A 25546-nucleotide genomic window follows, 5' to 3' on the forward strand; every position below is an offset into this window, starting at 1 on the left:
ATCCGTCAGCACATCCGCAGCACCACGCACGCCAGCGAGATCCCCACCCCGTTGCCCATCATCAGCACGTGGTCGCCCGGCCCGACGGCCCCGGTGTCCACCAGGTGCCGCAGGCCCGCCACGTGGTCGCACACACCCAGGTGGCCGACCGACCGGCCGTAGTCCAGCAGGCCCCTGGCCGGGTCGATGCCCAGCGGGTCGAGCAGGCCGCGCAGGTAGCCCTCCGCGCCCGCGAAGACGTGCGTGACGCGGGTGACCTCCGCGGCGGTGATGCCCGCCTCGGCTAGGGCCCGCTGCGCCAGCTCGACGCGGGTGCGCCGCAGCAGGTCGCGCGCGGCGGGCAGGAACTCCGGGTTCCGGGCGGTGAACTCGGCGATCCGCGCCCCCATCCGCATCGGCGCGCCGACCGTGCAGGCGGGCGGGAACAGCGCGGCGTCGCCGCGGTACATCGGCTCGAACTCCGGCAGGGAGGCCGCGGCCACGCCGCGCACCTCGGCGAACCCGCCGCGCCGGGACAGCACCAGGGCGCACCCGGCGTCGCCGAAGACCGACCCGCGGTCGGTCTCGGCGCCGTCGAGGTAGCGCAGGCGGTCCACCAGCGGGGTGCCGAAGTTGTCGGCCCCGGTGATCAGCGCGCCCGAGCGCCCCGGCCGGGCCAGGTAGTCGCGGGCCAGGTCGATCGCGCCGAGCACCCCGTTGCACGCCTGGCGCACCTCCAGCGCCGGGGCCGTCCCGCCGATGGTGTTGCGCTGGATGTACTGCGCCGCAGGCCAACCGTCGGGGCCCTGGTGCAGGAACGCCGCGTGCAGCACGATGTCTATTCCGGACGGGTCGAGGCCCGCCAGCGCCGCGCGCGCGGCGATGACCGCCATCTCCGGGGCGGACAGCTCGCCTGCCACGGCGACGCCGGTCCACCCGCCGCCGTCGACGGGGACGGTCGCGGGCACGTGGGCGCCGATGCCCGCGATGAACAACTCTGAACTGGACACTGTAGACCCCTCCACCGGGCGCAGGCGGCCATCCTGGGAGACCGGGCCGCAGCCGATCACCTTCCACAATGCGCAGACCGCCGAAAGTGAATACGACTCGATAGTAGTCGGAACAATTGCGCCGGGCGCACGTTGAAAGATGCGTCCACTCGCCACCCGCCGTCAGGATCGCCCCCACTTCCGATGGTGAAGGTGAGGACTGTGACAGCACTTCCCCAGGAATCGGACGCCACCGCCCCATTGCTCCGGGGTCCACAGCGGACCGACGACGTGGCGACCGCCGAACTCGCCCTGTCCCCGTACGACCCGTACTTCTACGACCACCCGCTCGACCACGTGCCGGGAATGGCGCTGATCTGCGCGCTCTTCGACCTGACCCGGTTTCCGCACGCCGATCCCGCCCCCGCCCGATTGGCGCTGCGGATGGATTTCCCGTCCTTCTGTGAATCGGGCGCGCGGGTGGAGCTGATCCACAAGGGAGCCGAACTCGCCGCCGAGCAGGACGGCCGAATTGTCTGCTCTGGAGAATTGAGCACCACTCCACTTTCTTCGCACCCGCTGCCGCCCGCGCCGCCCGCATTGCGGCGATTACCCGCCGACCCGGCGCTGGTCCACCGCTGCGACGTGGAGAACGTGCTGGTCACCGGGATGGCCGACGTGGACGGTGACCGGGTGGTCGCCTTCCGCGAGCCCGCGCCCGAGCACCGCCTCGGCGTGCCGCCCGGCGCGCCCGCCCGGCCCGAGGCGCTGCTCGACGCGGCCCGCCAGTTCGGCACCATGCTGTGCCACACCGAGTTCCGCAAGCCCGAGGACACCCGGTTCGTCCTGCTCGGACTCGACGCGGAGCTGACCGTCGGCGTGCCCGGCGGGGTGCACCTGCGCTGGTCGCCCACCGCCGCCCCGCGCGGGCGCTCGCGCATGGAGTTCACCGCGGCCACCGCCGACGGCGAGCCCCTGGGCCGCATCGGGTTCGACTACCACGCCGCAAGCCCGGGGGCCTACCGGCGGCTGCGCGGGGAGGTGCGGACCGCATGAGCGCACCGGCTGCCACCCGCTCGGCGAGCGCGGTCACCGCGCTGACCCGGGTGCTGTTCGTCGCGGGCACGGCGCTGCTCGTCGTCGGCACGGTCCGGCACCTGGCCGCAGGCGGGGCCGTGCACCTGCAGGCGGGCCTGATGACCGCCGCCTACCTCGCGTGGGTGGCGATGGAGATCCCGGTGACCTTCCGCGCCTCCGGCCACCCCGCCGCCGAGACCCGCACGCTCACCGCCTACGTCTGCGCCCGGATGTCGGTGGTCATCACCGCCGTGCTCACCCCGGCGCCCTGGGGGGAGTGGTCGCCGTGGCTGCTGCTGGCCCCCGCGGCCTTCCTCGGCGGCGTGCTGCTGCGGCGCAGCGCTGTGCGCGCGCTGGCCAGCCAGTACACCCACCACGTCGTGCGCAGGTCGGACCACGTTCTGGTCACCCACGGCCCGTACCGGCGGCTGCGCCACCCCGCCTACTCCGGGATGCTCGCCGCGAACGCCGCGTTCGTCGCCTTCTTCCCCGGCCCGGCCTCGGTCACCGCGCTGGTCGCGCTGGCCGCCGCGCTGGCCTGGCGGATCCGCACCGAGGAGCGGGTGCTGTGGTCGCTGCCCGGCTACCCGGACTTCGCCGCCCGCCGCGCCCGCCTCGTCCCGGGGGTGTGGTGATGGACCAGCTCATCCCGGCAGGCGACCCCCGGCTCGTCGACGCCCGCGTCGTCGGCCACAAGTTCGCCCGCCAAGAGCGGTTGCGGCGCGCGGGGTTCCCCGTGCCCGCGTTCTGCTGCGTGTCCGCGGCGGCCTTCGACGCCGCCGTCGGCGACCGGCTCACCGACCCGCCCGCGGACGAGGCTGAACTCCTGGCCTGGGCCGCCGAGGTCGCCGCGGGCCTCGGCGCGCCCGAGCCCGCGCTGGCCGACGCGCTGGTCGCCGCCGCGACCGAGATCGCCGACGGCGGCCTGCTCGCCGTGCGCGCCTGCGTCGTGGCCGACGAGCGCGGCGTCGGCGAGGACGGGGTGAGCGACGCCTTCGCCGGGCTCACCGACTCCTTCCTCTACGTGCGCCCGGAGGACGTGCCCGAGAAGGTCGCCCGCTGCTGGGCGTCCGGCCTGGCCCCGGCCTCGATCGCCTACCGCGCCCGCCGCGGCCTGTCCGCCGACACCATCCGGGTCGCGGTCGGGGTGCAGCGCATGGTGGCGGGCACGCGGTCGTTCGTCGCCTTCAGCCACGACCCGCGCACCCGCGCCGAGACCGCGGTTGTCGCCGCCGCGCACGGCATCGGCGAGGGCGTCGTGCAGGAGCGCGCCGACGTCGACCACTTCTACCGCGACACCGCGACCGGGGCCATCCGGTCCGATGTGGCGGTCAAGGAGCGCATGCTCGTCCAAGGACCGGACGGACCCGTCCCCGCCGCGGTCCCGGCCGAGGCCGCCGCGCTCCCCGTGCTCGCCGACGCCGAGGTGGCCGCCGTCGCCGACCTGGTGGCCAGGGTGACCGAGCACTTCGGGCTCCCGCAGGACATCGAGGGCGCGTTCACCGCGGACGGCGAGCTGTTCCTCGTGCAGGCCCGGCCGATCGTCTTCGGCGAGCCGGACGTGGAGTGGAGCAACCACAACGTCACCGAGAGCTTCCCCGGGGTCTCCGGCGCGCTGACCTACAGCCAGGCCCGCCAGTTCTACCGGCTGGCCTTCGGCGACGTGTACCGGCGCATGGGCGTGCCGCCGCGGCGGCTGGCCGCGCTGGCCGACCACCTCGACCGGATGGTCGGCCTGCTCGACGGCCGCGTCTACTACCGGCTCGACGCCTGGACCGCCCTGCACGGCCAGATCCCCGGTTTCGCGCTCGTGCGGCCGTGGTGGGAGAAGTCGATGGGCCTGCCGCCGGGGCCGGTGCCCGGCCGCGCCGAGTGGCTGCGGGCCGCGCCGACCCTGCCCGGCCTGGCCTTGCGGCTGCTGCGCCTGCCCGGCCAGGTGCGGGCGTTCCTGCGCTGGTGGGACGCCGAGGTGGCCGCGTGCGGCGACCTGTCCGACCGCTCGCCCCGGGAGCTGATCGCGCTCTACCGCGGGCTGTGGGCGCAGGTGGGCAACCGCTGGGGCGTGACCCTGGTGAACACCTTCTTCCTGCTGGCGGCGACCACCGCCACCGCGGCCCTGCTGCGCCGCTGGACCGACGGCGACGAGCAGCAGCTGCTCGGCGGCCTGCTGGTCGGCGGGGCGGAGAACCGCTCGGTGCTCGGGGTGCGCTCGGCCATCGCGCTGGCCGAGCTGGTGGCCGCCGACCCGCGCGCCGCCGACCGGGTGCTGACCGGCCCGCCCGACCAGGTGTGGGCCGAGCTGGTCGGCGGGGCGCACGGTCCGGCGCTGGCCGCCGCCGCGGCCGAGCACCTGCGCCGCTACGGCGACCGCGCGCTGCACGACCTCAAGCTGGAGGAGCCGTCGCCGCGGCAGCGGCCCGGCATGCTCGTGGACCTGCTCGCCCCGCTGGTGCGCGCGGGCAACACCGTCGCCGACAGCCGCGGCCGCGAGCGGGCCGCGCGCGCCGCCGCCGAGCAGGACCTGCGGCAGCGGTGCCCGAGCCGCCCGCGCAGGCTCGCCGTGCGGGCGCTGGCCGCGGCGCTGCGCTGGTGCGTCAAGACCCGGGAGGACACCCGCTACTGCCGCAGCCAGCTCTACGGCATCTCCCGCGACATCCTCTGGCGCCTCGGCGACCACCTGGCCGAGCAGGGCAGGCTCGACCGCCGCGACGACGTGTTCGACCTGACCGTCGACGAGGTCCTCGGCGCCTACGACGGCACCCTCGTCGAGGCCGACCTGCGCGCCGTCGCCGCCCGCAGGCGCGCCGAGCGGGCCGCGGCCGCCGCCCGGCCGGACCCGCAGCCGCAGCTGAGCACCCCCGCCAACCGGCCCGTCGCGGTCGTGCGCCGCACGGGCGCCGCGGAGGAGGGGGAGCTGCGCGGGCTGCCCTCCAGCGCGGGCGTGGTCCGCGCCCCGGCCCGGGTGGTGCTCGATCCGGCGGTCCCGCCGGAGACCTGCCGGGACCACATCATCGTCGCCAAGGAGACCGATCCCGGATGGCTGTTCCTCATGATGTCGGCGCGGGGGATGGTGGTCGAGCGCGGCACCCTGCTCTCGCACACGGCGATCACCGGCAGGCTGCTGGGCATCCCGACGGTGGTGTCGGTGCCCGGGGCGACCACCCGCATCCCGGACGGGGCGCTGATCGAGGTGGACGGCGCGGCGGGCACCGTTCGGCTGCTGGACGGCTGAGCGCCTACGTCGCGGGCAGCTTCCCGCCCGCGGCGTACCTGCCGCTGGGGGTGGGCTGGGCGCTGGGCGGCTCGGCCGTCACCGCGCTGGCCCACCCCGGCCTGCACTGGGCGCCCGGGCCGCTGGTCGTCGTCAGCGTGGTGCTGAACCTGCTGGTCATGCGCATCCTCGACGACCTGCGCGACCTCGACCACGACCGCGTCCACAACCCGGGCAGGCCGCTGGCCAGGGGGCTGGTGTCGGTGCGGGACGTGGCTTGGCTGGCCGCGGTGTGCTCGGCGCTGATCGTGGCCTTCACCCCGCTGCTGGCCGTCCAGCTCGCCTACGCGGCCGCGGTGTTCGCCGTCGACCGCTTCGCCCGCTGGCCCGCCGGGGAGGCGGTGCTCACCGGCCTGGTGATCGCCCTGCCGGTGCAGCTGCTGCTCACCGGCGCGCTCTACGCGGGCGTGCTGGACGGGGCCGCGCCGACTTGGCGGGGCGTGCTCGCCTGCGCGGTGCCGACGCTGGCGATGCTGCACTTGGAGTTCGCGCGCAAGACCGCGCGCGGGGGAGGGGCGCGGACCTACGTGCCCGTGCTCGGGTTCGGCGGGTCGGCGGCCGCGGCCGCGCTCGCCGCCCTGGCCGCGGTCGCCCTGGCCGCGGTGCTCACCGGGAGCCCGCTGCCGCTGCTGGCCGCCGCTGTGCCCGCGCTGGCGGTCGCCCGGCTGCGGCAGCGCTGGCCGCTGGGCCTGGCCGGGCTGTTCCCGCTGCTGCTGTTCGGTGTTCTCGTGCTGGAGGGGCTGATCTCGTCGTGACCGATGTCGCCGCGTTCCCGTTCGCCATCTGCCCGGGGGTCGGGTCGCCGCCGGAGTACGCCGCGGCCCGGCAGCGGGCGGAGCTGACCGAGGTGCTGCTGTCCTCGGGCAGGCGGGCCCGGATCGCCACCCGCTACGCCGACGTGCGGTTCGTGCTCGCCGACCGGCGGTTCAGCCGCTCGGCCTACGCGGGCACGCTCTTCGCCCGCAGCACCGACTCCCTCCCGCTGATCACCACCGACGCCCCCGTGCACAGCAGGCGCCGCGCCGCCGTCGCGCACGCCTTCACCGCGCGCAGCGTGCGGGCCATGCGGCCGATGGTGCGGGAGCTGGCCGAGAAGCAGATCGCCGACCTCGCGCCGGGCGCCGACCTCGTCGCCGAGTTCAGCGTCCCGTTCACCCTGCGGGTGATGTGCCGCGTCCTGGGCGTGCCCGACGAGGACATGGCGCTGTTCAAGCCCTGGGTCGACCCGATGATGTCGATCTCCCGCTACCCGGCCGACGAGGTGGCCCGCTGCCACCGGGAGTTCCACGACTACTTCGCCCGGCTGGTCGACCAGGTGGCCCGCGACCCGCGGCCCGGGCTGGTCGGCGACCTGCTCGCGCCGCGCAACCCGGAGCGGGTGCTCAGCCGCGAGGAGGTGGTGATCCTCTCCGCCGGGCTGCTCGTCGCCGGGTACGAGACCACCAGCAACGTGCTGGCGGTGGTGCTCCTGCAGCTCCTGCGCGACCCGGAGCTGCTGCGGCGGGCCGCGACGGGGTTCGACGACCTGCTGGAGGAGATCCTGCGGTACCTGTGCGGCAACGGCACCGGCGGCGTCCCGCACGTGGCCACCGAGCAGGTCCGGCTGCCCAGCGGCGCGGTCGTGCCTGCGGGGGCGGTCGTGGTGCCGATCCCGGACGCGGCCAACCACGACCCGGCCGTCTTCGCCGACCCGGAGCGGCTGGACCCCGACCGGGTGGACAACCCGCACATCGCCTTCGGCTTCGGCGCGCACTACTGCCTGGGCGCCGAGCTGGCCCGCATGGAGCTGCGGGTGGCCATCCCCGCGCTGCTGACCGCGCTGCCCGGCCTGCGCCTGGCGGTCGACGAGGCCGACCTGCGGTGGCGGACCGACATGTTCGTCCGGGGGGTGTGGGAGCTGCCGGTGACCTGGTGACCGCGCCCGGGGCGCGGTGCCGCATCCTGGTCGGCGGATTCCGGTCGGCGGAATCCGGATGTCACATCCGCGCGGTCGGCGGTGCTGTACGGGTATGGACCTGGTTCAGCACGGGGCGGCGGCCCTGGCCGCCCCCGGCCCGGCGGTGGCCCGGGAGGGGAGGGGGCGGCGCGTGGCCGGTGCCCAGCGCGTGCGCGCCGACCTGGACGTGCTCTTCCGGGAGGAGTACCAGCGGGTCGTCGGCGTCGCCGCCCGGGTGCTCGGCACCCGCGAGCAGGCCGAGGACGTGGCCCAGGAGGTCTTCCTGGCCATCGGCCGCTCGACCGTCCCCGCCGCGCAGGCGCGGGGCTGGCTCGCGGTGGCCGCCGCGCACACCGCGCTGAACCAGCTGCGCGCTCGGCGCCGCCGCGCCGCCCGGGAGGAGGCCGCCGCCGAGCCGGGCGCCGCGGTGTCCGATGTGGCCGACGCGGTGGTGACCGCCGACGAGCGCCGCCGGGTGCGCGCCGCGCTGGCCCGGCTGCCCCGCAAGCAGGCCACGGCCCTGGTGCTGCGGCACAGCGGCCTGAGCTACGCCGAGGTCGCCGCGGCGCTCGGCCTGTCCCCCGGCAGCGTCGGCACCACCGTGCGGCGCGCCGAATCCGCTCTGCGCGAGGAGTTGAACCGTCATGCGTCATCTGGGTGAGGGCGTGCTGCGCAGGCTGGTCGACGAGCCCGCCGCGGTGGCCGACGCCGACCGCGCGCACGCCGCGGACTGCCCGCGGTGCCGGGCGGCGCTGGCCGCCGTGGGGGCCGACGCCGCCCGGGTCGGCGCCGCGCTGGCCGTGCCGTCCGATGTGGACGTCGAGGCCGGGTGGCGCAGGCTGCTCGCCGCGGGCCCCGGCGCGGCCGCCCCGCCGCGGGTCGGCCGGGTCCGGTCGGTGCTGCGCCGCCCGGCCGCCGCCGCGGTCGCGGTGGCCGTCGTCCTGGCCGGGGCGGGCACCGCCGCGGCCAACGACTGGTTGCAGATCTTCCGCACCGAGCAGGTCGCGCCGATCGGCTTCCGCACCGCCGACGTGCTGGCCCTGCCCGACCTCAGCGCCTACGGCGAGGTCGAGGTGACCCGCGACGGCGCGGTGCACGAGGTGCCCGACGCGGCCGCCGCGGCGGCCGAGACCGGGATCGCCGTGCCCGAGGTGACGACCCTGCCCCGCGGGGTCTCCGGCGCGCCGGTCCACCAGGTGGTCGGCAAGGTCGGCCTCACCTTCACCTTCTCCGCCGAGCGCGCCGCCGCGGCCGCGGGCGGTGCCGCGCCGCCGCCCCCGCCCGGCCTCGACGGCACCCGCGTCGAGCTGGTCGCAGGCCCCGGGGCCGCGCTGGCCTGGCCCGGGCCGGGGGGCCCGCCGTCGCTGCTGGTGGCCCGCGCGGTCGCGCCGACGGCGTTCTCCTCCGGGGCGCCGTTCCCCGCCCTCCGCGACTACCTGCTGTCGCTGCCCGGCCTGCCCGCCGACGTGGCCGCCCAGCTGCGGGCGTTCACCGCGGACGGCTCGACCCTGCCGCTGCCCGTGCCCGCCGACTACGTGACCGCGACGCAGGCTGCGGTCGGCGGCAAGCCCGCCACCCTGTTGTCCACAAAGGACGAGACGATGGCGGCCGTGCTGTGGGTGGACGGCGGCATCGTCACCGTCGTCGCGGGCGCGCTCGACGCCGCCGAGGTGCTGGCCACCGCGGAGGGCGTGCGGTGACGGCAGCCCAGGGGCCCGCAGCCTGGTGCTCCGGCCTGCGCAAGCGGTACCGCAAGCGGCAGGCCGTCGACGAGGTGTCCTTCGAGGTCGGCCGCGGCGAGGTCGTCGGGCTGCTCGGCCCCAACGGCGCGGGCAAGACCACCGTGATCAAGATGCTGCTCGGCCTGGTCCACCCGGACGCGGGCGAGGCGATGCTGCTGGGCAGGCCCGCGACCGAGCCCGCGGCGCGCGCGGGCGTGGGCTACCTGCCGGAGCTGTTCCGGTACCAGCCGTGGCTCACCGCGGCCGAGGTGCTGGCCCTGCACGTGCGGCTGGCCGGGGTCGACGTCCCCGCCGCCCAGCGGCGCGAGCGGCTGGCGCTGGTGGGGCTGGCCGAGCGCGCCGAGGACCGGGTGGGCGGGTTCTCCAAGGGCATGCAGCAGCGGCTCGGCCTCGCCGTGGCCCTGGTCGCCCGGCCCGAGCTGGTCGTGCTGGACGAGCCGACCAGCGCGCTGGACCCCTTGGGGCGCGCCGACGTGCGCGACATCGTCACCGCGCTGCGGGACGACGGCGTCGCCGTGCTGCTCAACTCGCACCTGATCGGCGAGGTCGAGCGGGTCTGCGACCGGGTGGTCATCCTCGACCGCGGCCGCGTTGCCGCCGCGGGCACGCTCGCCGAGCTGCTGGGCAGGCGCGCGGTGCGGCTGCACCTGACCGGGCTCCCGCAGGCCGCCGCCGCGCGGCTGGCCGAGACCGGGCCGGTCGAGCAGGAGGGCGAGTGGTTCACCGTGTCGCTGCCAGCCGATGACGACGGGGCCGCCGTCCCCGACCTGGTGCGGGACCTGGCCGCCGCGGGCGTGCGGGTGCACGCCGTCGAACCCGCCCGGATCAGCCTGGAGGAGCGGCTGCTGGGCATCCTGCGGGGAGGCGGGCGATGAGGACGGTCCTGGCGATCGCGGGCCTGACGCTGCGCGAGGCCTCCCGCAGGCGGGTGCTGTGGGCGCTGGCGGGCCTGACCCTCGCCCTGCTCGCGCTGAGCGCCTGGGGCTTCTCCCGGCTGGCCGCCGAGTCCGGCTTCGACACCCTCACCAGCGGGCAGGCCCGGCTGGTCGCCTCCCAGCTGCTGAACCTGGTCATGTTCGGGATGAGCCTGATCGCCGCGCTGGGCACGGCGTTCCTCACCGGGCCGACGCTGGCGGGGGAGACCGAGTCGGGCATCGCGCTGGCCGTGCTGGCCCGGCCGATCCGCCGCTCGGCGCTGCTGCTGGGCAAGTGGCTGGGGCTGGTGGCCTTCGGCACCGGCTTCATCGTCGTCGCGGGGCTGGCCCAGTGCCTGGTGGTGCTGGCGACGGTCGACTACTGGCCGCCCCAGCCCGCCGCCGCGCTGGCGCTGCTGGCCGGGCAGACGGTCGTGCTGCTCACCCTCGGGCTGCTGCTGTCGACGGTGATCTCCCCGATGGCCTCCGGCGTGGTCGCCGTCGGCCTGTTCGGCGCCACCTGGATCGCCGGCGTGGTGGGCGGTGTCGGCGAGGCGCTGGGCAACGACGCCGTGGCCAGGGTCGGCGCGGTCTCGCGGATGCTGCTGCCGACCGACGGGCTCTGGCGCGGGGCCATGCACGCCTTCCAGGACCCGACCGGGTTCGCCGAGTTCGGCCCGGGCATGGAGGGCTTCCCGTTCCTGAGCCAGGCCCCGCTCACCGCCGCCTACCTCGTCTGGGCCGCGGTCTGGGTGGCCATGATCTGGGCGCTGGCGGCGGTCTCCTTCCAGCGCCGCGACCTCTAGCCCGCCGCCCGGCGGGCGATCAGCAGCGCGACGTCGTCGCCCGCCGGGCTGGTGCCCAGCAGCGCGGCCATCACCTGCGAGCAGACCTGCTCGGCGGGCCCGGCCGTCACGGTGGCGGCGAGCTTGGCCAGACCGTCGTCGATGATGGCGTCGCGGCGCTCGACGAGGCCGTCGGTGTAGAAGGCGATCAGCGCGCCTGCCGGTAACTCCACGCGCGTGGTGCGCCGGGGGACGGGCGACTCCGCAGGGCCGATCGGCAGGTCGACGGCGACCGGCAGCAGGGCGCCCGGCCCGCCGGGGGTGGCCAGCACCGGCGGGAGGTGCCCGGCCAGCGAGATGTCGAGGTGGCGCTGGTCGGCGTCCACCACCGCGTAGCTCACCGTGGCCATCGCGCCCGGCTCGAAGTGGCAGACCTTGTGGTCGAGCTTGGCCAGCACCAGCGCCGGGTCGTCGTGGTCGACGGCGTAGGCGCGCAGCGCGCTGCGCAGCCTGCCCATGATCACCGCGGCGGCGAGGCCGCGGCCGGTCACGTCGCCGATCACGATGCCGAGCCTGCCGCCGGGCAGGGTGAACACGTCGTACCAGTCCCCGCCGACGCCGATGTGGGAGTCGGGCACGTAGCGGCTGGCGAACTCCAGCCCGCCGACGGTGGGCAGGATGCTGGGCAGCAGGCTGCGCTGCAGCGCCTCGGCCGCCGAGCGCTCGGCGGCCACCCGGTCCAGCCGCACCGCGATGGCCAGCCGGTCGGCGACCACCTGCAGCAGCCGGATGTCGACGTCGGTGAACCCGCGCTCGGCGAGGGAGCCGATGTGCAGGACCCCGATGAGGTCGTCGCGCGCGAGCATCGGCACGCCCAGCATCGTGTGCAGGCCGTGCTCCCACAGCAGCGGGTTGACCACGGTGGTCTGGTCCACGTGGTCGATGAAGACCGGCTCGCGGCTCGCGGCGACCTTCCCGGCGAAGCCCGCGCCCATCGGCACGCTGACGCCTTGGACGACCTCCTCCTCCAACCCAGACGTCGCGGTGGCCACCAGCCGGTCGCTCACCGGGTCGTGCAGCAGCACGGTCGCGGTGTCGACGCCGAGGAGCAGCCGGACCCGCTCCAGGATCGTGCGCAGCACCTTCTCCAGGTCCATGTGGCCCAGCGCGGCGTCGGAGATGGCCTCCAGCATCAGCAGGCGGTCATCGGTCCCGGGTTCGTCGGCCACCCGAGCACACTACCGAACCGGGTGGTCGGCGGCGTTCGCGGTATACCGGACAGCTGGACAAACGCGCAGGTGGCGAGCGCTCTCCGGGCGCGTCCGGCCGACCGGTACCGTCTGTGGGGATCAGGGGGTGCTGTCGACGACAGGCAGGAGCAAGTGGGTGCGGTGAGCGGTCGCGGTGATCCACTCGGTGCCGAGCACGTGTCGGTGTGGGAGTTCGGGCAGAGCGTCGAGCAGGTGGCCGAGGTCCGGCGGTGGGTGGTGGGGGAGCTGCCCGAGCTGGTCGGGACCGAGCTGCTCGGCGACATCCAGCTGGTGGTGACCGAGCTGGTGGGCAACGCCTACGAGCACGCCCAGCGCCCGTCCCGGCTGCGCCTGGTCCGCCTGGGCCCGGTCCCGGGCCCGCTGCGCGTGGAGGTCGACGACGCCTCCGCGGCCCAGCCCGCCATCGGCCGCTCCCGCTTCGGCGACATCCGCGGCCGGGGGCTCAACATCGTCGACGCGCTGTCGGTCGCCTGGGGCGTGGACCGCAAGCCGCCGGGCAAGACGGTGTGGGCCACCTTCGACACCGGCTCGGCCTGACCGGATCGGTCCGGGTCCGGGCCAGGCCGTGCCTGTCCGCCCGGCCCGGCGGCGGCCAGGCTGGGGGCATGGCCGAAGCGCTGATCGTGATCGACGTCCAGGAGTCCTTCCGCGTCCGGGCGGACTGGGCCCGCAGCTCCCAGCCCGACATCGCCACCCCCGTCGGCGCCCTCGTGGAGCACGCCCGCGCCCAGGGCGACCTGGTGGTGTGGGTGCTGCACAGCGAGCCGGGCACCGGGACCCCGTTCGACCCGGCGACCGGGCACGTGCGGCTCATCGAGGGGCTGGCGCCCGCCGAGGGGGAGCCCCAGCTCACCAAGACCGCGCACAACGCCTTCACCACCACCGAGCTGCAGCGGCTGCTCACCGTCCGCGGCGTGCGGGGTCTGCGGATCTGCGGCATCCGGACCGAGCAGTGCTGCGAGACCACCGCCCGGGTCGGCTCGGACCTCGGCTTCGCCGTCACCTTCGTCACCGACGCCACCGCGACGACGCCGATCACGCACTGGCGCACCGGCGCGGTGCTGCCCACCGCGGACATCATCGAGCGGACGGAGTACGCCCTCGCGGGCCGGTTCGCAACCGTGGCCACGGTCGCGGAGGTCACCGGCGTAGGGTGACCGGATCGTGCCGACCGTCGTCTTCCTGCTCGTCCCCGGGCTGCACCTGCTCGACCTGGCCGGGCCCGCCCAGGTGTTCTCCGGGGCGCGCGACCTCGGCCTGCCCTACGAGCTGGCGTACCTCGCCGACAGCACCGACGTGCCCAGCGCGCAGGGGACCTCCCTGCGCGCCGGGACCGAGCCGCCCGCGCCCGCCCCGGACGACCTGGTCGTCGTGCCGGGCTGGCGCGCGCCCCGGCTGGCCGGGACCGGGCCGCTGAGCCCGGCCCTGCTCGACTGGCTGCGCGCCCACCCGGGCACCGTGGCCAGCGTGTGCGCGGGCGCCGACCTCCTCGGCCGCGCGGGCCTGCTCGACGGGCGGCGCTGCACGACCCACCACGACGTGCAGGACGAGCTGGCCCGGCGGTACCCGGCGGCGACGGTCGTGCGGGACGTGCTGTACGTCGCCGACGGGCGCGTGGTCACCTCGGCGGGGATCGCCAGCGGCATCGACCTCGCCCTGCACCTGGTCGCCACCCGCCACGGCCCGGCGACGGCGGCGCGGATCGCCCGCTCGATGGTCGTCTACGCCCGGCGCAACGGCGGCGACCAGCAGATCAGCGCCCTGCTCCGCCACCGCTCCCACGTCGACGACGCGGTTCACCGCATGCAGGACGTCATCGAGTCCCGCTTCCACGAACGCCTGACCCTCGCCGACCTGGCCCGCATCGCAGGCTGCGGCGAACGCACCGTCACCCGCCAGTTCACCCGCGCCACCGGCGTGACCCCGCTGCGCTACCAACAGGCCCTCCGCCTCGAACGCGCCGAGCACCTCATCGGCCACGGCGCCACCATCGAAAGCGCAGCCCGCGCCGTCGGCTTCCAAGACGCCCGCATGCTCCGCCGCCTCCGCGCCCGCTGAGCTACGCCGGGGCCCGCCGCCGTCCGCCTGCCAGCACGATGAGCGCGCTCGGGATGACGCCGACGAAGAACGGCGACGGAACGAGCAGCAGCCCGCCGACCGCCCACCAGGCCATCAGCGCCCAGCCGACCCACCCGGGCACGGCCACGCCGCGTCCGGCGAGGTGCCAGATCAGGCAGCCCAGGATGATCGCAGGCGCCGCGAAGCTCCCCACGCCCGCCCAGAACGCCACGGCGTCCGCCGCGTCGGCCCCGGTGAACGGCACCGCGCCCCACCCGCCCCGACCGATCCATCCGGCGAAGCGGGACCACTCCACCACGGCCAGGATCACCAGGTGCCCGGCCCCCAGCACCACCATGATCGCGCCCGCCCACCGCAGCAGCGCCCTCGTGCGACCCATCGCCACTCCCCATGTTGGTCAACATAGGGAATATCGCATAGCCAATGGGCTGCTGTTCAGCCAGGGATAGACTCGCCAGCCGTGACGACTCCACGGGCGACGCGGCGGGCGCAGACCACGCAGGAGAGCCGCAGGCTGCTGATCACCGCGGCCGCCGAGCTGTTCGCCGAGCGCGGCTACCGGCAGACGACGTTCGAGGACATCGCCGCCCGCTCCGGGGTGAGCCGCGGGTCCATCCCGTGGCACTTCGGGAACAAGGAGGGCCTGCTGGCCGCGGTGGTCGACGACGCCACCGCGGCCCTGCGCGCGGAGGCGGACAACCCGGTCGCCGCGCTGGACCAGGTGCTGGCCCGCATCGCCGAGCTGACGAGCAGGCCGTCGACCCGGCTGTTCACCACGTTGGCCGCCGAGGCGGCCGAGCCGGGATCACCCCTGGGCAAGTGGTGCCGCGAGCTGCACGCCGCGCTGCGCGAGCTGGTCCGCGCCTGGGTCGCGCGGGCCGAGCTGGCCGACGGGCTCGGCGCCGACGAGCTGAGCGCGATCGTGCTCGGCGTCGTGATGGGGGTGCACCAGCAGTGGCGGACCGACCCGGCCGCGGTGGACCTCGACCGCACCTACGCCGCGTTCGGGGTCCTGCTGCGGGCGGTTGGGCGTTGGGGCGTCAGATGATGCCGAGGGCGAGCATCGCGTCGGCGACCTGGATGAAGCCCGCGATGTTGGCGCCTGCCAGGTAGTTGCCCGGGGTGCCGTAGGTGTCGGCCGCGGCCAGGCAGCGGTCGTGGATGCCGCGCATGATGTCGGCCAGCCTGCGCTCGGTGTGCTCGAAGGTCCACGAGTCGCGGGAGGCGTTCTGCTGCATCTCCAGGGCGCTGGTGGCGACACCGCCCGCGTTGGCGGCCTTGCCGGGGGCGAAGAGGACCCCCGCCTCGGCGAAGAGGCGGACCGCGTCGGGGGTGCAGGGCATGTTGGCGCCCTCGGCGACGATGCGGCAGCCGTTGCCGATCAGCGCGGTGGCGGCGCGGGCGTCCAGCTCGTTCTGGGTCGCGCAGGGCAGGGCGATGTCGCAGGCGACGTCCCACACCGAGCCGCCGAGGACGTGCTCGGCGTGCGGGCGGGCGTCGGCGTAGGCCGACAGGCGCTCCCTGCGGGTCTCCTTGACCTGCTTGAGCAGGTCGAGGTCGATGCCCTTCTCGTCGACGACGTAGCCGTTGGAGTCCGAGCAGGCCACCACGACCCCGCCGAGCTGCTGGATCTTCTCCACCGCGTAGATCGCGACGTTGCCGGACCCGGAGACCACCACGCGCTTGCCGTCGAAGGAGTCGCCGCGGGTCTTGAGCATCTCGTCGACGAAGAACACCGTGCCGTAGCCGGTGGCCTCGGTGCGCACCTGCGAGCCGCCCCAGGTGATCCCCTTGCCGGTGAGCACGCCGGACTCGTAGCGGTTGGTGATCCGCTTGTACTGGCCGAACAGGTAGCCGATCTCCCGGCCGCCGACGCCGATGTCGCCTGCGGGCACGTCGGTGTACTCGCCGATGTGGCGGTACAGCTCGGTCATGAACGCCTGGCAGAACCGCATGACCTCGCCGTCGGAGCGGCCCTTGGGGTCGAAGTCCGACCCGCCCTTGCCGCCGCCGATCGGCATGCCGGTCAGCGAGTTCTTGAAGATCTGCTCGAACCCGAGGAACTTGACGATGCCCAGGTAGACCGACGGGTGGAAGCGCAGGCCGCCCTTGTACGGGCCCAGCGCGGAGTTGAACTCCACCCGGAAGCCGCGGTTGATCCGCACCGCGCCGGAGTCGTCCACCCACGGCACCCGGAAGATGATCTGCCGCTCCGGCTCGCACAGCCTGCTGATCACCGCGGCGTCGGCGTAGTGCGGGTGCTTGGCCAGCACCGGGCCGAGGGTGTCGAGCACCTCGTGCACGGCCTGGTGGAACTCGGTCTCGCCGGGGTTGCGGCGCAGCACCTCGTCGTAGATCTCACCAAGCTTCCCGTCAAGGATCGGCACGCCAGCGCTCCCGGTCTTCCCGCAACGTCGTCCGCTTGTCGGACAACCGGCCCATTCGTACCAGGTGAAGCCGCCTGAGCCACTTCCCGTCGCGGCCCTCGTGGTGAGCATCACGCTGCGGCGCTCACGGCGTTCACGCCCCCTTGGGCCGCATGGGTGAACGGCGCGTCCTTGAACGCCCGACCGCGCCGCGGTTGAGATGGCCGCATCCCCATCCCCCCTGGAAGGACCCCTGCATTGGCTCCCTCATCGCGCAGGCGCGGCAGAGCCCTGGCCCTGCTCGCGCTGACCTCGCTCGGCGTCGGGGTCGGCGCCCCCGGCGGCGCGCTGGCCGACCCCCCGGCCGAGCCCGCGCTCGCGGCCTCGCCCAACGGCATCTACCTGGTGGAGCTGGCCGACGCGCCGGTCGTGGAGTACGGCGGCGGGGTGGCGGGCCTGGCGGCCACCGCGCCCGAGCCCGGCGGCAAGCTGGACCGCGACGACCCCGACGTGCGCAGCTACGTCGCCCACCTGGACCGGCGCCGCGCGCAGGTGCTCGGCACGGTGCGCGGGGCGCGCAAGGTCTACGACTACAACTACACCAACGCCGGGTTCGCGGCCCGCATGACGCCCGAGCAGGCCGCGAAGCTGGCCAAGGCGCCCGGGGTCAAGCTCGTCGTCCCCGACGGCGAGAGCAAGCTCGACACCGTCTCCACCCCCGAGTTCCTGGGCCTGACCGGCCGCTCGGGCGCCTGGCAGCGCCTCGGCGGCGACGCGAAGGCGGGCGACGGGGTGATCATCGGCGTGATCGACTCCGGGTTCGTGCCGGAGAACCCCAGCTTCGGCCCGATCCGCACCACCGCGGCCGCGGACCGGGCGATCGCGGCGCGCTGGCGCGGCGTCTGCGACCCCGGCGTCGAGGAGCCCAGGGTCACCTGCAACAACAAGGTGATCGGCGCGCGCTACTTCAACGAGGGCGTCGGCACCCGCCCGATCCCGTCGGAGTACACCTCCCCGCGCGACCACGGCGGCCACGGCAGCCACACGGCGAGCACCGCGGCGGGCAAGCACGGCGTGGCGGTCTCGGTCGACGGCCGGTCCTACGGCGCGGCCAGCGGCATCGCCCCCGGCGCCCGGCTGGCGATCTACAAGACCTGCTGGATCGTCACCGAGGCAGGCGACGACACCTGCATCAACAGCGACTCGGTGAAGGCCATCGACACCGCCATCGCCGACGGCGTGGACGTGCTCAACTACTCCATCTCCGGCGCGTCCGGGTACGGCGACCTGGTCACCCTGGCCTTCTACCGGGCGGCCAAGGCGGGGGTGTTCGTGGCCGCGTCGGCGGGCAACGACGGCCCCGGCGCGAGCACGGTCTCGAAGAACACCCCGTGGATGACCTCGGTCGCGGCGGGCACCCACCCGCGCCAGTACGCCGCCACCGTCACCACCGGCGACGGCAAGACCTACACCGGGACCGGCGCGGGCGCGGCCGTCCCGGCGGCCCCGCTGGTGCTCTCCACCGCCGTCGGCCTGCCCGGCGCGAACGCCGAGGACGCGCGCCTGTGCTACGAGGGCGCGCTGGACCCGGCCAAGGCGGCGGGCAAGATCGTGGTCTGCGACCGCGGGGTGAACGACCGCACCGCCAAGAGCCGCGCGGTCAAGCAGGCGGGCGGCATCGGCATGGTGCTGGTCAACCCGACGGCGAACTCGCTCAACGGCGACATCCACGTCGTGCCCACCGTGCACGTCGACCACGTGGCGGGCGCGGCCATCAAGGCCTACGCCGCGGGCGCCGCGCCCACGGCCGCGCTGTCGGCGGGCACCGTGGTGAAGGGCGTGCGCGCCCCCGCCGTCGCGGCGTTCTCCTCCCGTGGCCCGGCGCTGACCGGCGGCGGCGACTTCCTCAAGCCGGACATCCTCGCCCCCGGCGTCGACGTGCTCGCCGCGGTGACCCCCGAGCGGCACGGCGGGCGCAATTGGGACCTGATGTCGGGCACCTCGATGGCCGCCCCGCACATCGCCGGGATGGCCGCCCTGCTGATCCAGCGGCACCCGGGCTGGTCGCCGATGGCGGTGAAGTCCGCCCTGATGACCTCGGCGAAGACCACCGACAACCAGCGCAAGCCGATCCCGACCGACGCCGGGGCCGCCGCGACGCCGCTGGACTACGGCGCGGGCCACGTGTCCATCGCCGACGCCATCGACACCGACCTCGTCTACGACAGCGGCGCCCAGCAGTGGGACCGGCTGCTGTGCGGGGTGGCCGTGACGCCGCCGGGCGGCAGCTGCCAGGGCGTCACCCCGATCGACGCCAGCGACGTGAACCTGGCGTCGATCGCGATCGGCGATCTCGCGGGCAAGCAGACCGTGACGCGCACGCTGACCAACACCGGCCGCCACGCCCACGTGCTGCACCCGAAGGTCACCGGCCTGGCCGGGCTGTCCGCGTCGGTCTCGCCGCGCGTCCTGGTGATCCCGCCGGGGCAGTCGCGCTCCTACAAGGTCACCTTCACCCGCACGTCGGCCCCGCTGGGCGCCTACGTCTTCGGCGACCTCACCTGGACGCCGGTGCGCGGTGCGCCGGTGCGCAGCGTGATCGCGGTCAAGCCGGTGTTCGCCGCGGTGAGCGCCGAGCTGCGCGGCACGGGCTCGGCGGGCAGCGCCGAGGCCGCCGTCCAGCCGGGCTTCACCGGCACGCTGACGGCCTCGGTCGTCGGCCTGGCCAAGGCGGCGGAGAACACCGCCGAGCTGAGGAACCCGACCGGCGCGAACTTCGACACCGCCAACCCGACGGCGGGCGAGCACACCGCGAAGTTCACCGTCACCGTCCCCGCGGGGACGACCTACGTCCGGTGGTCGACCTTCGACGCCGATGTCGCCGCGGGCACCGACCTCGACGTGTTCGTCTACCGCGCGGGCACGACGACGCTGGTCAACAGCAGCGCGGGCAGCACGGCGGAGGAGTGGGTCTCGGTGAACAACCCGACCGCGGGCTCCTACGACGTCTACGTCGACCTGTACGACGGGCCTGCCCAGCAGGTGAAGCAGTTCACCTTCCTGCTGGGCTCGGCGGCCGCGGGCAACCTGACCGCGACCCCGGCGAGCCAGCAGGCCACCGCGGGCGCCCCGACCAAGGTCACCGCGGCCTGGTCGGGCCTGCCCGCGGGCGGCCGCTGGGTCGGCCGCGTCCTCTACGGCGACGGCACGACCACGGGGGCGTCGACCCTGGTGTGGGTCAACTCCTGAGCCGGTAGGGCGGGTGGGGGCCGGTGCGCGACACCGGCCCCACCCGCCGATCTGGCGACCGCGCGTGTCATTCCGGCTCCACCGCCGTCATTCACGGTGTAGCGATGAGCTGGAGGTGATGGGTGTGGTCAACGCCGTTGAGGACGCCGAGCTGGCCGACGCGCTGCGCAACGGGCCGTTCCACCGGGCGCTGCGGGTGGCGATCACCGAGCGGGGGCTGCCGCTGGCCCGGCTGTGCGCGCACCTGGAGCGGCGCGGCCTGCGGGTCGGCGGCTCGACCATCAGCTACTGGCAGCGGGGCCTGCGGGTGCCGGACGGGCCGCAGTCCGCGGCCGTGGTCCACGCGCTTGAGGAGATCCTCAACCTGCCCGAGCACGCGCTCGTCGGCCTGATCCAGCCCCGCCGCCGCCCGCTGGGCGACGCGGGCGGCGCGCCGCGGCGGTGGGTGGAGCTGTGCGGGCAGTGGAGCTCGGCCGCCGACCTGCTGCGGGAGCTGGACGTGCCGGAATCGCGGTGCAACGCCGATCTCGAAGTGCTCTCGGCGCACCAGAGCATCGACGTCGGCGCGAACCGGGTCATGCGCACCAGCACCACCCGCGTCGTGCTGCGGGCCCGCCGGGACGGCCCGGACCGCTACCACGTCGTCTACCGCGGCGACCCCGGCTGCGACATCGAGGCCGCCGACGTGCGCGAGGGCGAGGGCTGCCGCCGCGGTCGGGTGCGCAGGCACGCGCCCAGCGGGTCGATGGTGGTCGAGCTGGCGTTCGACCGGCGGCTCGGGGCGGGGGAGGTGCACGTGCTGAGCTACACCGTCACCGACAGCAGCGGCGGGCCGGTGGTCGGCTACCACCAGCTGGCCCGGGTCCACGGCGGCTCGCTGCTGGTCCAGTTCCACTTCGACCCGGCCACGCGGCCCGTGCGCTGCGTGCAGGAGTCCCGGCCGAGCGCGCACGAGCCCCGCTCGGCGGTCACCGAGCTGTTCTGCAGCCACGACACGGTCAGCGCCTACTTCCCGACCACGCCGCCGGGGGTGCACGGCATCGCCGTCGAATGGGAGTGACGCCCGGGGGTGTTTGATCTTGGTCGGCAGCGGGTAGGTGCGCGCGAGGACCAGAGGACGGGGTGCCACGGTGACGGGTGAACTGATCGCGCAGCGCTACCAGCTCGGCGAGCTGATCGGCTCCGGCGGCGCGGCGCGGGTGCACCGGGCGTGGGACACCCGCCTGGCCAGACCGGTCGCGGTGAAGATCTTCCGCGGCGCCCCCGACGGCATCGACCTGGCCCGCTTCGGCAACGAGGCCCGCACCCTGGCGGCGCTGTCGCACCCGGGGCTGGTCGACGTCTACGACGCGGGCGCCGACGACCCGCCGTACGTGGTCCTGCAGCTGATCGAGGGCCGCACGCTGCGCGAGCGCATCGCCGAAGGCCCGCTCGGCACCGCCGAGACCCGGCGGCTGGGCGCCCGCCTGGCCGACGTGCTGGCGTACGTGCACGGGCAGGGGGTGATCCACCGCGACATCAAGCCGTCCAACATCCTGCTGGACGCGGCGGACACCCCGTACCTGGCCGACTTCGGCGTCGCGCGGATCACCGGGGCCGAGCGGATCACCGCGTCGAACCAGATGGTCGGCACCGCCGCCTACCTGGCCCCCGAGCAGGTCCGCGGCGCCGAGGTCGGCCCCGGCGCCGACATCTACGCCCTGGGCCTGGTCCTGCTGGAGTGCCTGACCGGCGTCCCGGAGTACCAGGGCACCGACGTGGAGAGCGCGGTCGCCCGCCTGCACCGCCCGCCCGCCATCCCCCCGACCCTCCCGGACGAGCTGGTCCACCTCCTGTCCCGGATGACCTCCCTCGTCCCGCACCGCCGCCCGACCGCAGCCGAGTGCGCCGCCGCCCTGTCCGATTCCCCGACCGAGCCCTTGGCGCTGCCCTGGTCGACCGAGCCAGAGACCCCCACCCGCCGCACCACCCTCGCCACCCTCGGCGCCCTCGCCGTCGCCGCGGGCTTGGTCGGCCTCCTCCTCATCCCGACCGACCACCCCAACACCCCCACCGCAGGCGTCCCACCCACCACAGCCCCGTCCGAAGTCGTGGAAGCAGCCGACATCCCCACCACCACACCGACCACGGACGCACCCACCACCGCAGCACCCAAACCCAAGCCCGTCGAGGCGGTGACCGCCCCACGGCAGACGGCCACCCAACCCCAGCCGCAGCCCGCCAAACCACCGAAGACCCGCCGCCCCGGCCCTCCGGACCATGCGGGCGTGCCGAAGGCCGGCCGCGGCAAGGGCGGCCCCAACCGGTAGCGAACACCCCGACGACAAGAGTGCGGGGATCTGCGCGCGGTTCAGCGGGGTTGGGCGGCCAGGGGGCGCACTTGTCGTCGTCCGTTCGGGTCTGTGCTCCTTAGACTGGCTGGGTGGGAGGCGGGATGGTGGAGACCGAGGTTCGGAAGCGGCCGGTGGGGCGGGCGGTGCGGTTCGCCGGGGTGCTTGTGGTTGTTCTGGGGTTGTTGTTCGGCGTGCCGTGGTGGCTGCTGGTGGTTGGTGGGCAGGCGTGGCCGGGGTGGGTGGTTGCGCTGGGGACCATCGGGTTTGCGGCTGGGGCGGTGGCGTTGCCGTGGGGGATGGGGGTGGGGCACGGGCGAGGGAAGGACCGTGCAGCCATCGTGGGGGACACGGTGCTCGGTGTCGCGTGGGTGGTGTTCACCTGGACCGTGATCGGGGCGGTTGTCGAGGGTGGGTTGGCGTTGGCGGGGGTGGCTGATCCGCTGCGCTCGCGGGCTGTGGCGGTGGGGACGGTGGTCGTGGTGGGCGTGGTCCTGGCCTACGGGCACTGGGAAGCGATGCGCGTGCCGCGGGTGCGGCGGACCGACGTGTGGTTGGAGCGGTTGGGGCCGGGGCTGGACGGGCTGCGGGTCGTCGTGCTGGCGGATACGCACTTCGGGCCCATCGACCGCGCGGAGTGGTCGCGGCGGGTGTGCGCGGTGGTGGGAGAGCTTGCGCCGGATGTGCTGGTGCACGCGGGCGACATCGCCGATGGGCCGGTGGAGCGCAGGCGGGCGCAGTCGGCGCACATGGGGGCGTTGCGGGCCGAGTACGCCAAGGTGTACGTCACCGGCAACCACGAGTACTACAGCGGCGCGCCGTCCTGGGTGGACCACATGGCCGAGCTGGGCTGGACCCACCTGCACAACACCCACACCGTCATCGAGCGCGGCGGGGACCGCATCGCCATCGCGGGCGTCGACGACCGCACCGCGCGGCACGCGGGCATCGACGGCCACGGCGAGGACCTGGACGCCGCGCTGGACGGCGTCGGCGATCTGCCGGTGCTCCTGGTCGCCCACCAGCCCAAGCAGGTCGCCGCGGCCGTCGCGCGCGGGGTCGACCTGCAGGTGTCCGGGCACACCCACGGCGGCCAGATCTGGCCGTTCCACTGGCTCGTGCGCGCCGACCAGCCGCACCTGAGCGGGCTGGAGCGGGCCGGTGGCCGCACCTGGATCTACACCAGCCGCGGCGCCGGCTTCTGGGGGCCGCCGCTGCGGGTGTTCGCCCCCAGCGAGATCGCCGTGCTCACCCTGCGCTCGGGCCGACCCGCCGGAACAGCCGGTTGAGGAAGAGGTACTCCGCGTCCCCGTCCACCACGTGGGTGATCTCCCTCGGCCCGCTGCCCATGTCGACGGTGAACCGGCCCGGCCCGCTGGGGCGCACCGGCCGGGGCGGGTCGGGTGGGCCGTCGTCGGGGGTGGGGTCGATGGCGACCACCTCCAGCCGGACCTGCCCGTCGTCGCCGCGGGCGAGGGTGCAGCGCGTCATCGCGGTCTCGTAGACGCCGAGCAGCGGGGTCAGGTCGCCGCCCGCCTGGACCAGCGGGCGCGGCGGGGTGAGGCCCAGCTCCGCGCCGATCAGCGCCTCCACCTCGTCGGCGAGCGCGGGGCCGCCCGCGGCGTTGGTCAGCACGCAGAAGGCGAAGCCCAGGTCGGGGAACGCGGTCAGCCGCGCGTTCTGGCCGATGGTCTGCCCGCCGTGCTCGACGCACCGCACCGGGCCGCCCTCGCCGGTCCACTCGGCGATGCGCCAGCCCAGCCCCCACGCCTTGTGCACTGTGGACACCCCGGTCAGGTCGACCTGCGGGGTGCGCATGGCCCGCGCGGAGCGGGCGGAGAGGACGTCGTCGCCGTCCCGCAGGTGCATCGCGGTGAACCGCAGCAGGTCGCCCGCGCTGCCGGTGATCAGGCCGGCGGGGCCCGTCGACCGGGGCAGCACCCAGCGCGAGGCGGGCACGACCGCGCGGTCGGCGTCGAGCACGTGCCCCACGGCGGTGCGGAACAGCGGCGCTTCCTTGGTCCGGGTGATGACGTGGCGCAGGCCCAGCGGCCGGGCCAGGTGCGCGGCCACGGCGTCGTCCCACGCCATCCCGCGCAGCACCTCCACGATCCGCCCCGCCACGACGAACCCGGCGTTGCAGTAGCTCAGCGGCCCGCCCGGCGCCGTGGTGCTCGGCGCATCGGCGAGCGCGTCGACGTAGCGCTGCAGGCACTCGTCGCCGTCGCCGGTGTCGGTGAACAGGTCGCCGGTGATGCCGCTGGTGTGGGTCAGCAGGTGCCGGACGGTGATCGCGTCCCCGTGCCCGGGGTCGGCGATGCGGAAGTCCGGCAGCACCTCGACGACCGGCGTGTCGAGGGTGATCTCGCCGTCGTCGACCAGCTGCATGACCAGCGTCGTCGTCCACACCTTGGTGATGGACCCGTACTGGAACAGGGTGTCCGGGGTGACCTCGACGCCGGTGGCCAGGCTGGTGATGCCGGACGCGGCGACGCGCACGTCGGCGTCGCCCGCGTCGCCGCCCAGCGCCAGCACGCCCACCTGCGCGCCGGGCACGCGGTGGCGCTCGCGCAACCCGTCCAGCCGCTGCCGCCAGTCCTCGGGGTCGAAGAAGCCCGCTGCGAGGGGACCGATCACCGGCAGCGCCAGATGCCGCTGCGGGTGACGCCCGAGACTCGGTAGTCGCTCACGATGGCATTATCGTCGGTGATGTCCAGCAGGTAGCTGCGCGCGGGCGCGGGCGAGGCCACGACCTCCACGCCGCCGTCGCGCCAGACCGCCACGGAACCGTCGCCGCGCACCCCGACCAGCGCACCCGCCGCGTTCACCCCAGACGGCACGCCATCGGGGATCCGCCGCACGATCCGGCCCGTGAGGTCCCACTCGACGATCGTGTAGGGCGCGGCGCTGCCCTGGTAGCCGACGAGGCGCCCGTCCTGGTAGGCCGACGGCGTCCCGCCCGCCAGCGCGAGGGCGCTGCCGTCGGGGTGCACCAGCTGTCCGGTGGACAGCGCGACCCGCCGCGCGTCGTCCACGCCGACGGGGTAGGCCGCACCCAGGTCGACCATGCCGCCGCCGACCGGCCACACCAGGGTGTTCACCTGCGCGCCGCCGACGAAGACCCGGCTGAAGCCCACCACGTCGCCTGCGGTGTTGATGTCGGTGGGCACCGAGACCCACGTGCCCCGCCCGGGCAGCAGCTCGTAGCGCCCGTCCCGGTACCGCCAGGCCGTGTGGCTGCCGTCCGTGCCCGCCCACCGGCCGGTGATCACGCCCGCCGCGTTGACCGCGGCCGGGTAGTTCGACCCCGCGCCCGTGCCCGGCGGGTTCGGCAGCAGCCGCGGCACGCCGTCGCGCCAGACGACGCCCTCGCGGTGGTCGGTGCGCCACACCGTGCCCACGACGAGCCCGGCCCCCGCGTGCCCGGTCGCCGTGGCGTGCGAGTACCCCGAGGGGGCGGGCAGCTCGGCCACCCGCCACGCGCACGCCGCGGCCGCAGCCGGGCGCGGGACCAGGACCAGGCCGAACACCAGCGCCAGCACCGTCAGCAGCTTCATG

General features: G+C 75.1%; 23 protein-coding genes. 17 read left to right on the forward strand and 6 right to left on the reverse strand.

Annotated elements, in window-relative coordinates; genetic code table 11:
* Positions 1–5: 5 nt before the first annotated feature.
* Positions 6–989 (reverse strand): ketoacyl-ACP synthase III family protein, encoded by a 984-nt coding sequence (locus tag ACWEPX_RS00080; RefSeq protein ID WP_451894823.1) that lies wholly within the window; start codon positions 987–989, stop codon positions 6–8.
* 201 nt (positions 990–1190) lie between these two features.
* Here ACWEPX_RS00080 and ACWEPX_RS00085 point away from each other — a divergent pair, with 201 nt between their 5' ends.
* From ACWEPX_RS00085 to ACWEPX_RS00125, 9 genes are all read left to right on the forward strand, one after another.
* Positions 1191–2024 carry an AfsA-related hotdog domain-containing protein gene (locus ACWEPX_RS00085; RefSeq protein WP_451894824.1) on the forward strand — a complete coding sequence of 278 codons (834 nt, stop codon included), beginning with the start codon at positions 1191–1193 and terminating at the stop codon, positions 2022–2024.
* Complete coding sequence (locus tag ACWEPX_RS00090; protein ID WP_451894825.1) at positions 2021–2680, forward strand: methyltransferase family protein; 660 nt, start codon at positions 2021–2023, stop codon at positions 2678–2680. Before ACWEPX_RS00085 ends, ACWEPX_RS00090 begins: the two co-directional genes overlap by 4 nt.
* Entirely contained in the window at positions 2680–5277 is a 2598-nt protein-coding gene (locus ACWEPX_RS00095; RefSeq protein ID WP_451894826.1) for a PEP/pyruvate-binding domain-containing protein, read from the forward strand. The genes ACWEPX_RS00090 and ACWEPX_RS00095 overlap by 1 nt, the downstream gene beginning before the upstream one ends.
* 50 nt (positions 5278–5327) lie before the next feature.
* A complete protein-coding gene (locus tag ACWEPX_RS00100) occupies positions 5328–6071 on the forward strand; it encodes a hypothetical protein (protein ID WP_451894827.1) in 744 nt (247 codons plus the stop codon).
* Positions 6068–7231 carry a cytochrome P450 gene (locus tag ACWEPX_RS00105; protein WP_451894828.1) on the forward strand — a complete coding sequence of 388 codons (1164 nt, stop codon included), beginning with the start codon at positions 6068–6070 and terminating at the stop codon, positions 7229–7231. The genes ACWEPX_RS00100 and ACWEPX_RS00105 overlap by 4 nt, the downstream gene beginning before the upstream one ends.
* Before the next feature lie 94 nt (positions 7232–7325).
* Positions 7326–7913 (forward strand): RNA polymerase sigma factor, encoded by a 588-nt coding sequence (locus ACWEPX_RS00110; RefSeq protein WP_451894829.1) that lies wholly within the window; start codon positions 7326–7328, stop codon positions 7911–7913.
* On the forward strand, positions 7897–8952 hold the full coding sequence (locus ACWEPX_RS00115; RefSeq protein WP_451894830.1) for a hypothetical protein: 1056 nt from the start codon (positions 7897–7899) through the stop codon (positions 8950–8952). Before ACWEPX_RS00110 ends, ACWEPX_RS00115 begins: the two co-directional genes overlap by 17 nt.
* Positions 8949–9869, forward strand: a complete 921-nt coding sequence (locus ACWEPX_RS00120; protein WP_451894831.1) for an ABC transporter ATP-binding protein — start codon at positions 8949–8951, stop codon at positions 9867–9869. The genes ACWEPX_RS00115 and ACWEPX_RS00120 overlap by 4 nt, the downstream gene beginning before the upstream one ends.
* Entirely contained in the window at positions 9866–10714 is an 849-nt protein-coding gene (locus tag ACWEPX_RS00125; RefSeq protein WP_451894832.1) for an ABC transporter permease subunit, read from the forward strand. The genes ACWEPX_RS00120 and ACWEPX_RS00125 overlap by 4 nt, the downstream gene beginning before the upstream one ends.
* On the opposite strand, the gene ACWEPX_RS00130 is transcribed toward ACWEPX_RS00125, so the two are convergent.
* Entirely contained in the window at positions 10711–11886 is a 1176-nt protein-coding gene (locus tag ACWEPX_RS00130; protein WP_451895250.1) for a PP2C family protein-serine/threonine phosphatase, read from the reverse strand. The genes ACWEPX_RS00125 and ACWEPX_RS00130 overlap by 4 nt on opposite strands.
* Positions 11887–12084: 198 nt before the next feature.
* Here ACWEPX_RS00130 and ACWEPX_RS00135 point away from each other — a divergent pair, with 198 nt between their 5' ends.
* The 3 genes from ACWEPX_RS00135 (at position 12085) to ACWEPX_RS00145 (ending at position 14022) form a co-directional block, all read left to right on the forward strand.
* A complete protein-coding gene (locus ACWEPX_RS00135) occupies positions 12085–12501 on the forward strand; it encodes an ATP-binding protein (RefSeq protein ID WP_451894833.1) in 417 nt (138 codons plus the stop codon).
* Between the two features lie 68 nt (positions 12502–12569).
* The gene (locus ACWEPX_RS00140; protein WP_451894834.1) at positions 12570–13121 is read left to right on the forward strand and encodes an isochorismatase family protein; all 552 of its coding nucleotides are present in this window, start codon (positions 12570–12572) and stop codon (positions 13119–13121) included.
* A gap of 7 nt (positions 13122–13128) precedes the next feature.
* The gene (locus ACWEPX_RS00145) at positions 13129–14022 is read left to right on the forward strand and encodes a GlxA family transcriptional regulator (protein ID WP_451894835.1); all 894 of its coding nucleotides are present in this window, start codon (positions 13129–13131) and stop codon (positions 14020–14022) included.
* Between the two features lies 1 nt (position 14023).
* Here the strand turns inward: ACWEPX_RS00145 and ACWEPX_RS00150 are convergent, their stop codons facing one another.
* Positions 14024–14422 (reverse strand): DUF6463 family protein, encoded by a 399-nt coding sequence (locus tag ACWEPX_RS00150; protein ID WP_451894836.1) that lies wholly within the window; start codon positions 14420–14422, stop codon positions 14024–14026.
* A gap of 81 nt (positions 14423–14503) precedes the next feature.
* Between ACWEPX_RS00150 and ACWEPX_RS00155 the strand changes: the two genes are divergently transcribed.
* On the forward strand, positions 14504–15091 hold the full coding sequence (locus ACWEPX_RS00155) for a TetR/AcrR family transcriptional regulator (protein WP_451894837.1): 588 nt from the start codon (positions 14504–14506) through the stop codon (positions 15089–15091).
* Here ACWEPX_RS00155 and gdhA read toward each other — a convergent pair.
* Positions 15084–16424 (reverse strand): NADP-specific glutamate dehydrogenase, encoded by a 1341-nt coding sequence (gene gdhA, locus ACWEPX_RS00160; protein WP_451895251.1) that lies wholly within the window; start codon positions 16422–16424, stop codon positions 15084–15086. The two genes, ACWEPX_RS00155 and gdhA, sit on opposite strands and share 8 nt — an antisense overlap.
* A gap of 243 nt (positions 16425–16667) precedes the next feature.
* On the opposite strand from gdhA, the gene ACWEPX_RS00165 reads away from it, so the two are divergent.
* From ACWEPX_RS00165 to ACWEPX_RS00180, 4 genes are all read left to right on the forward strand, one after another.
* A complete protein-coding gene (locus ACWEPX_RS00165; protein WP_451894838.1) occupies positions 16668–19658 on the forward strand; it encodes a S8 family peptidase in 2991 nt (996 codons plus the stop codon).
* A gap of 124 nt (positions 19659–19782) precedes the next feature.
* Positions 19783–20718 (forward strand): hypothetical protein, encoded by a 936-nt coding sequence (locus ACWEPX_RS00170; protein ID WP_451894839.1) that lies wholly within the window; start codon positions 19783–19785, stop codon positions 20716–20718.
* Positions 20719–20788: 70 nt separating this feature from the next.
* Positions 20789–21967 carry a serine/threonine-protein kinase gene (locus tag ACWEPX_RS00175; protein WP_451894840.1) on the forward strand — a complete coding sequence of 393 codons (1179 nt, stop codon included), beginning with the start codon at positions 20789–20791 and terminating at the stop codon, positions 21965–21967.
* Positions 21968–22329: 362 nt separating this feature from the next.
* Complete coding sequence (locus tag ACWEPX_RS00180) at positions 22330–23277, forward strand: metallophosphoesterase (protein WP_451894841.1); 948 nt, start codon at positions 22330–22332, stop codon at positions 23275–23277.
* Here the strand turns inward: ACWEPX_RS00180 and ACWEPX_RS00185 are convergent.
* On the reverse strand, positions 23237–24625 hold the full coding sequence (locus ACWEPX_RS00185) for a serine hydrolase domain-containing protein (RefSeq protein ID WP_451894842.1): 1389 nt from the start codon (positions 24623–24625) through the stop codon (positions 23237–23239). The two genes, ACWEPX_RS00180 and ACWEPX_RS00185, sit on opposite strands and share 41 nt — an antisense overlap.
* Positions 24622–25545 carry a hypothetical protein gene (locus ACWEPX_RS00190; protein WP_451894843.1) on the reverse strand — a complete coding sequence of 308 codons (924 nt, stop codon included), beginning with the start codon at positions 25543–25545 and terminating at the stop codon, positions 24622–24624. Before ACWEPX_RS00190 ends, ACWEPX_RS00185 begins: the two co-directional genes overlap by 4 nt.
* Position 25546: the final 1 nt, after the last annotated feature.

Source organism: Actinokineospora sp. NPDC004072 (assembly GCF_053604195.1).

Coding starts and splice junctions, on each gene's coding strand:
- ACWEPX_RS00090 (WP_451894825.1), top strand. CDS start 2,021: ATGAGCGCACCGGCTGCCACCCGCTCGGCGAGCGCGGTCACCGCGCTG.
- ACWEPX_RS00095 (WP_451894826.1), top strand. CDS start 2,680: ATGGACCAGCTCATCCCGGCAGGCGACCCCCGGCTCGTCGACGCCCGC.
- ACWEPX_RS00110 (WP_451894829.1), top strand. CDS start 7,326: ATGGACCTGGTTCAGCACGGGGCGGCGGCCCTGGCCGCCCCCGGCCCG.
- ACWEPX_RS00115 (WP_451894830.1), top strand. CDS start 7,897: ATGCGTCATCTGGGTGAGGGCGTGCTGCGCAGGCTGGTCGACGAGCCC.
- ACWEPX_RS00125 (WP_451894832.1), top strand. CDS start 9,866: ATGAGGACGGTCCTGGCGATCGCGGGCCTGACGCTGCGCGAGGCCTCC.
- ACWEPX_RS00130 (WP_451895250.1), bottom strand. CDS start 11,886: ATGCTGGAGGCCATCTCCGACGCCGCGCTGGGCCACATGGACCTGGAG.
- ACWEPX_RS00140 (WP_451894834.1), top strand. CDS start 12,570: ATGGCCGAAGCGCTGATCGTGATCGACGTCCAGGAGTCCTTCCGCGTC.
- ACWEPX_RS00150 (WP_451894836.1), bottom strand. CDS start 14,422: ATGGGTCGCACGAGGGCGCTGCTGCGGTGGGCGGGCGCGATCATGGTG.
- ACWEPX_RS00190 (WP_451894843.1), bottom strand. CDS start 25,545: ATGAAGCTGCTGACGGTGCTGGCGCTGGTGTTCGGCCTGGTCCTGGTC.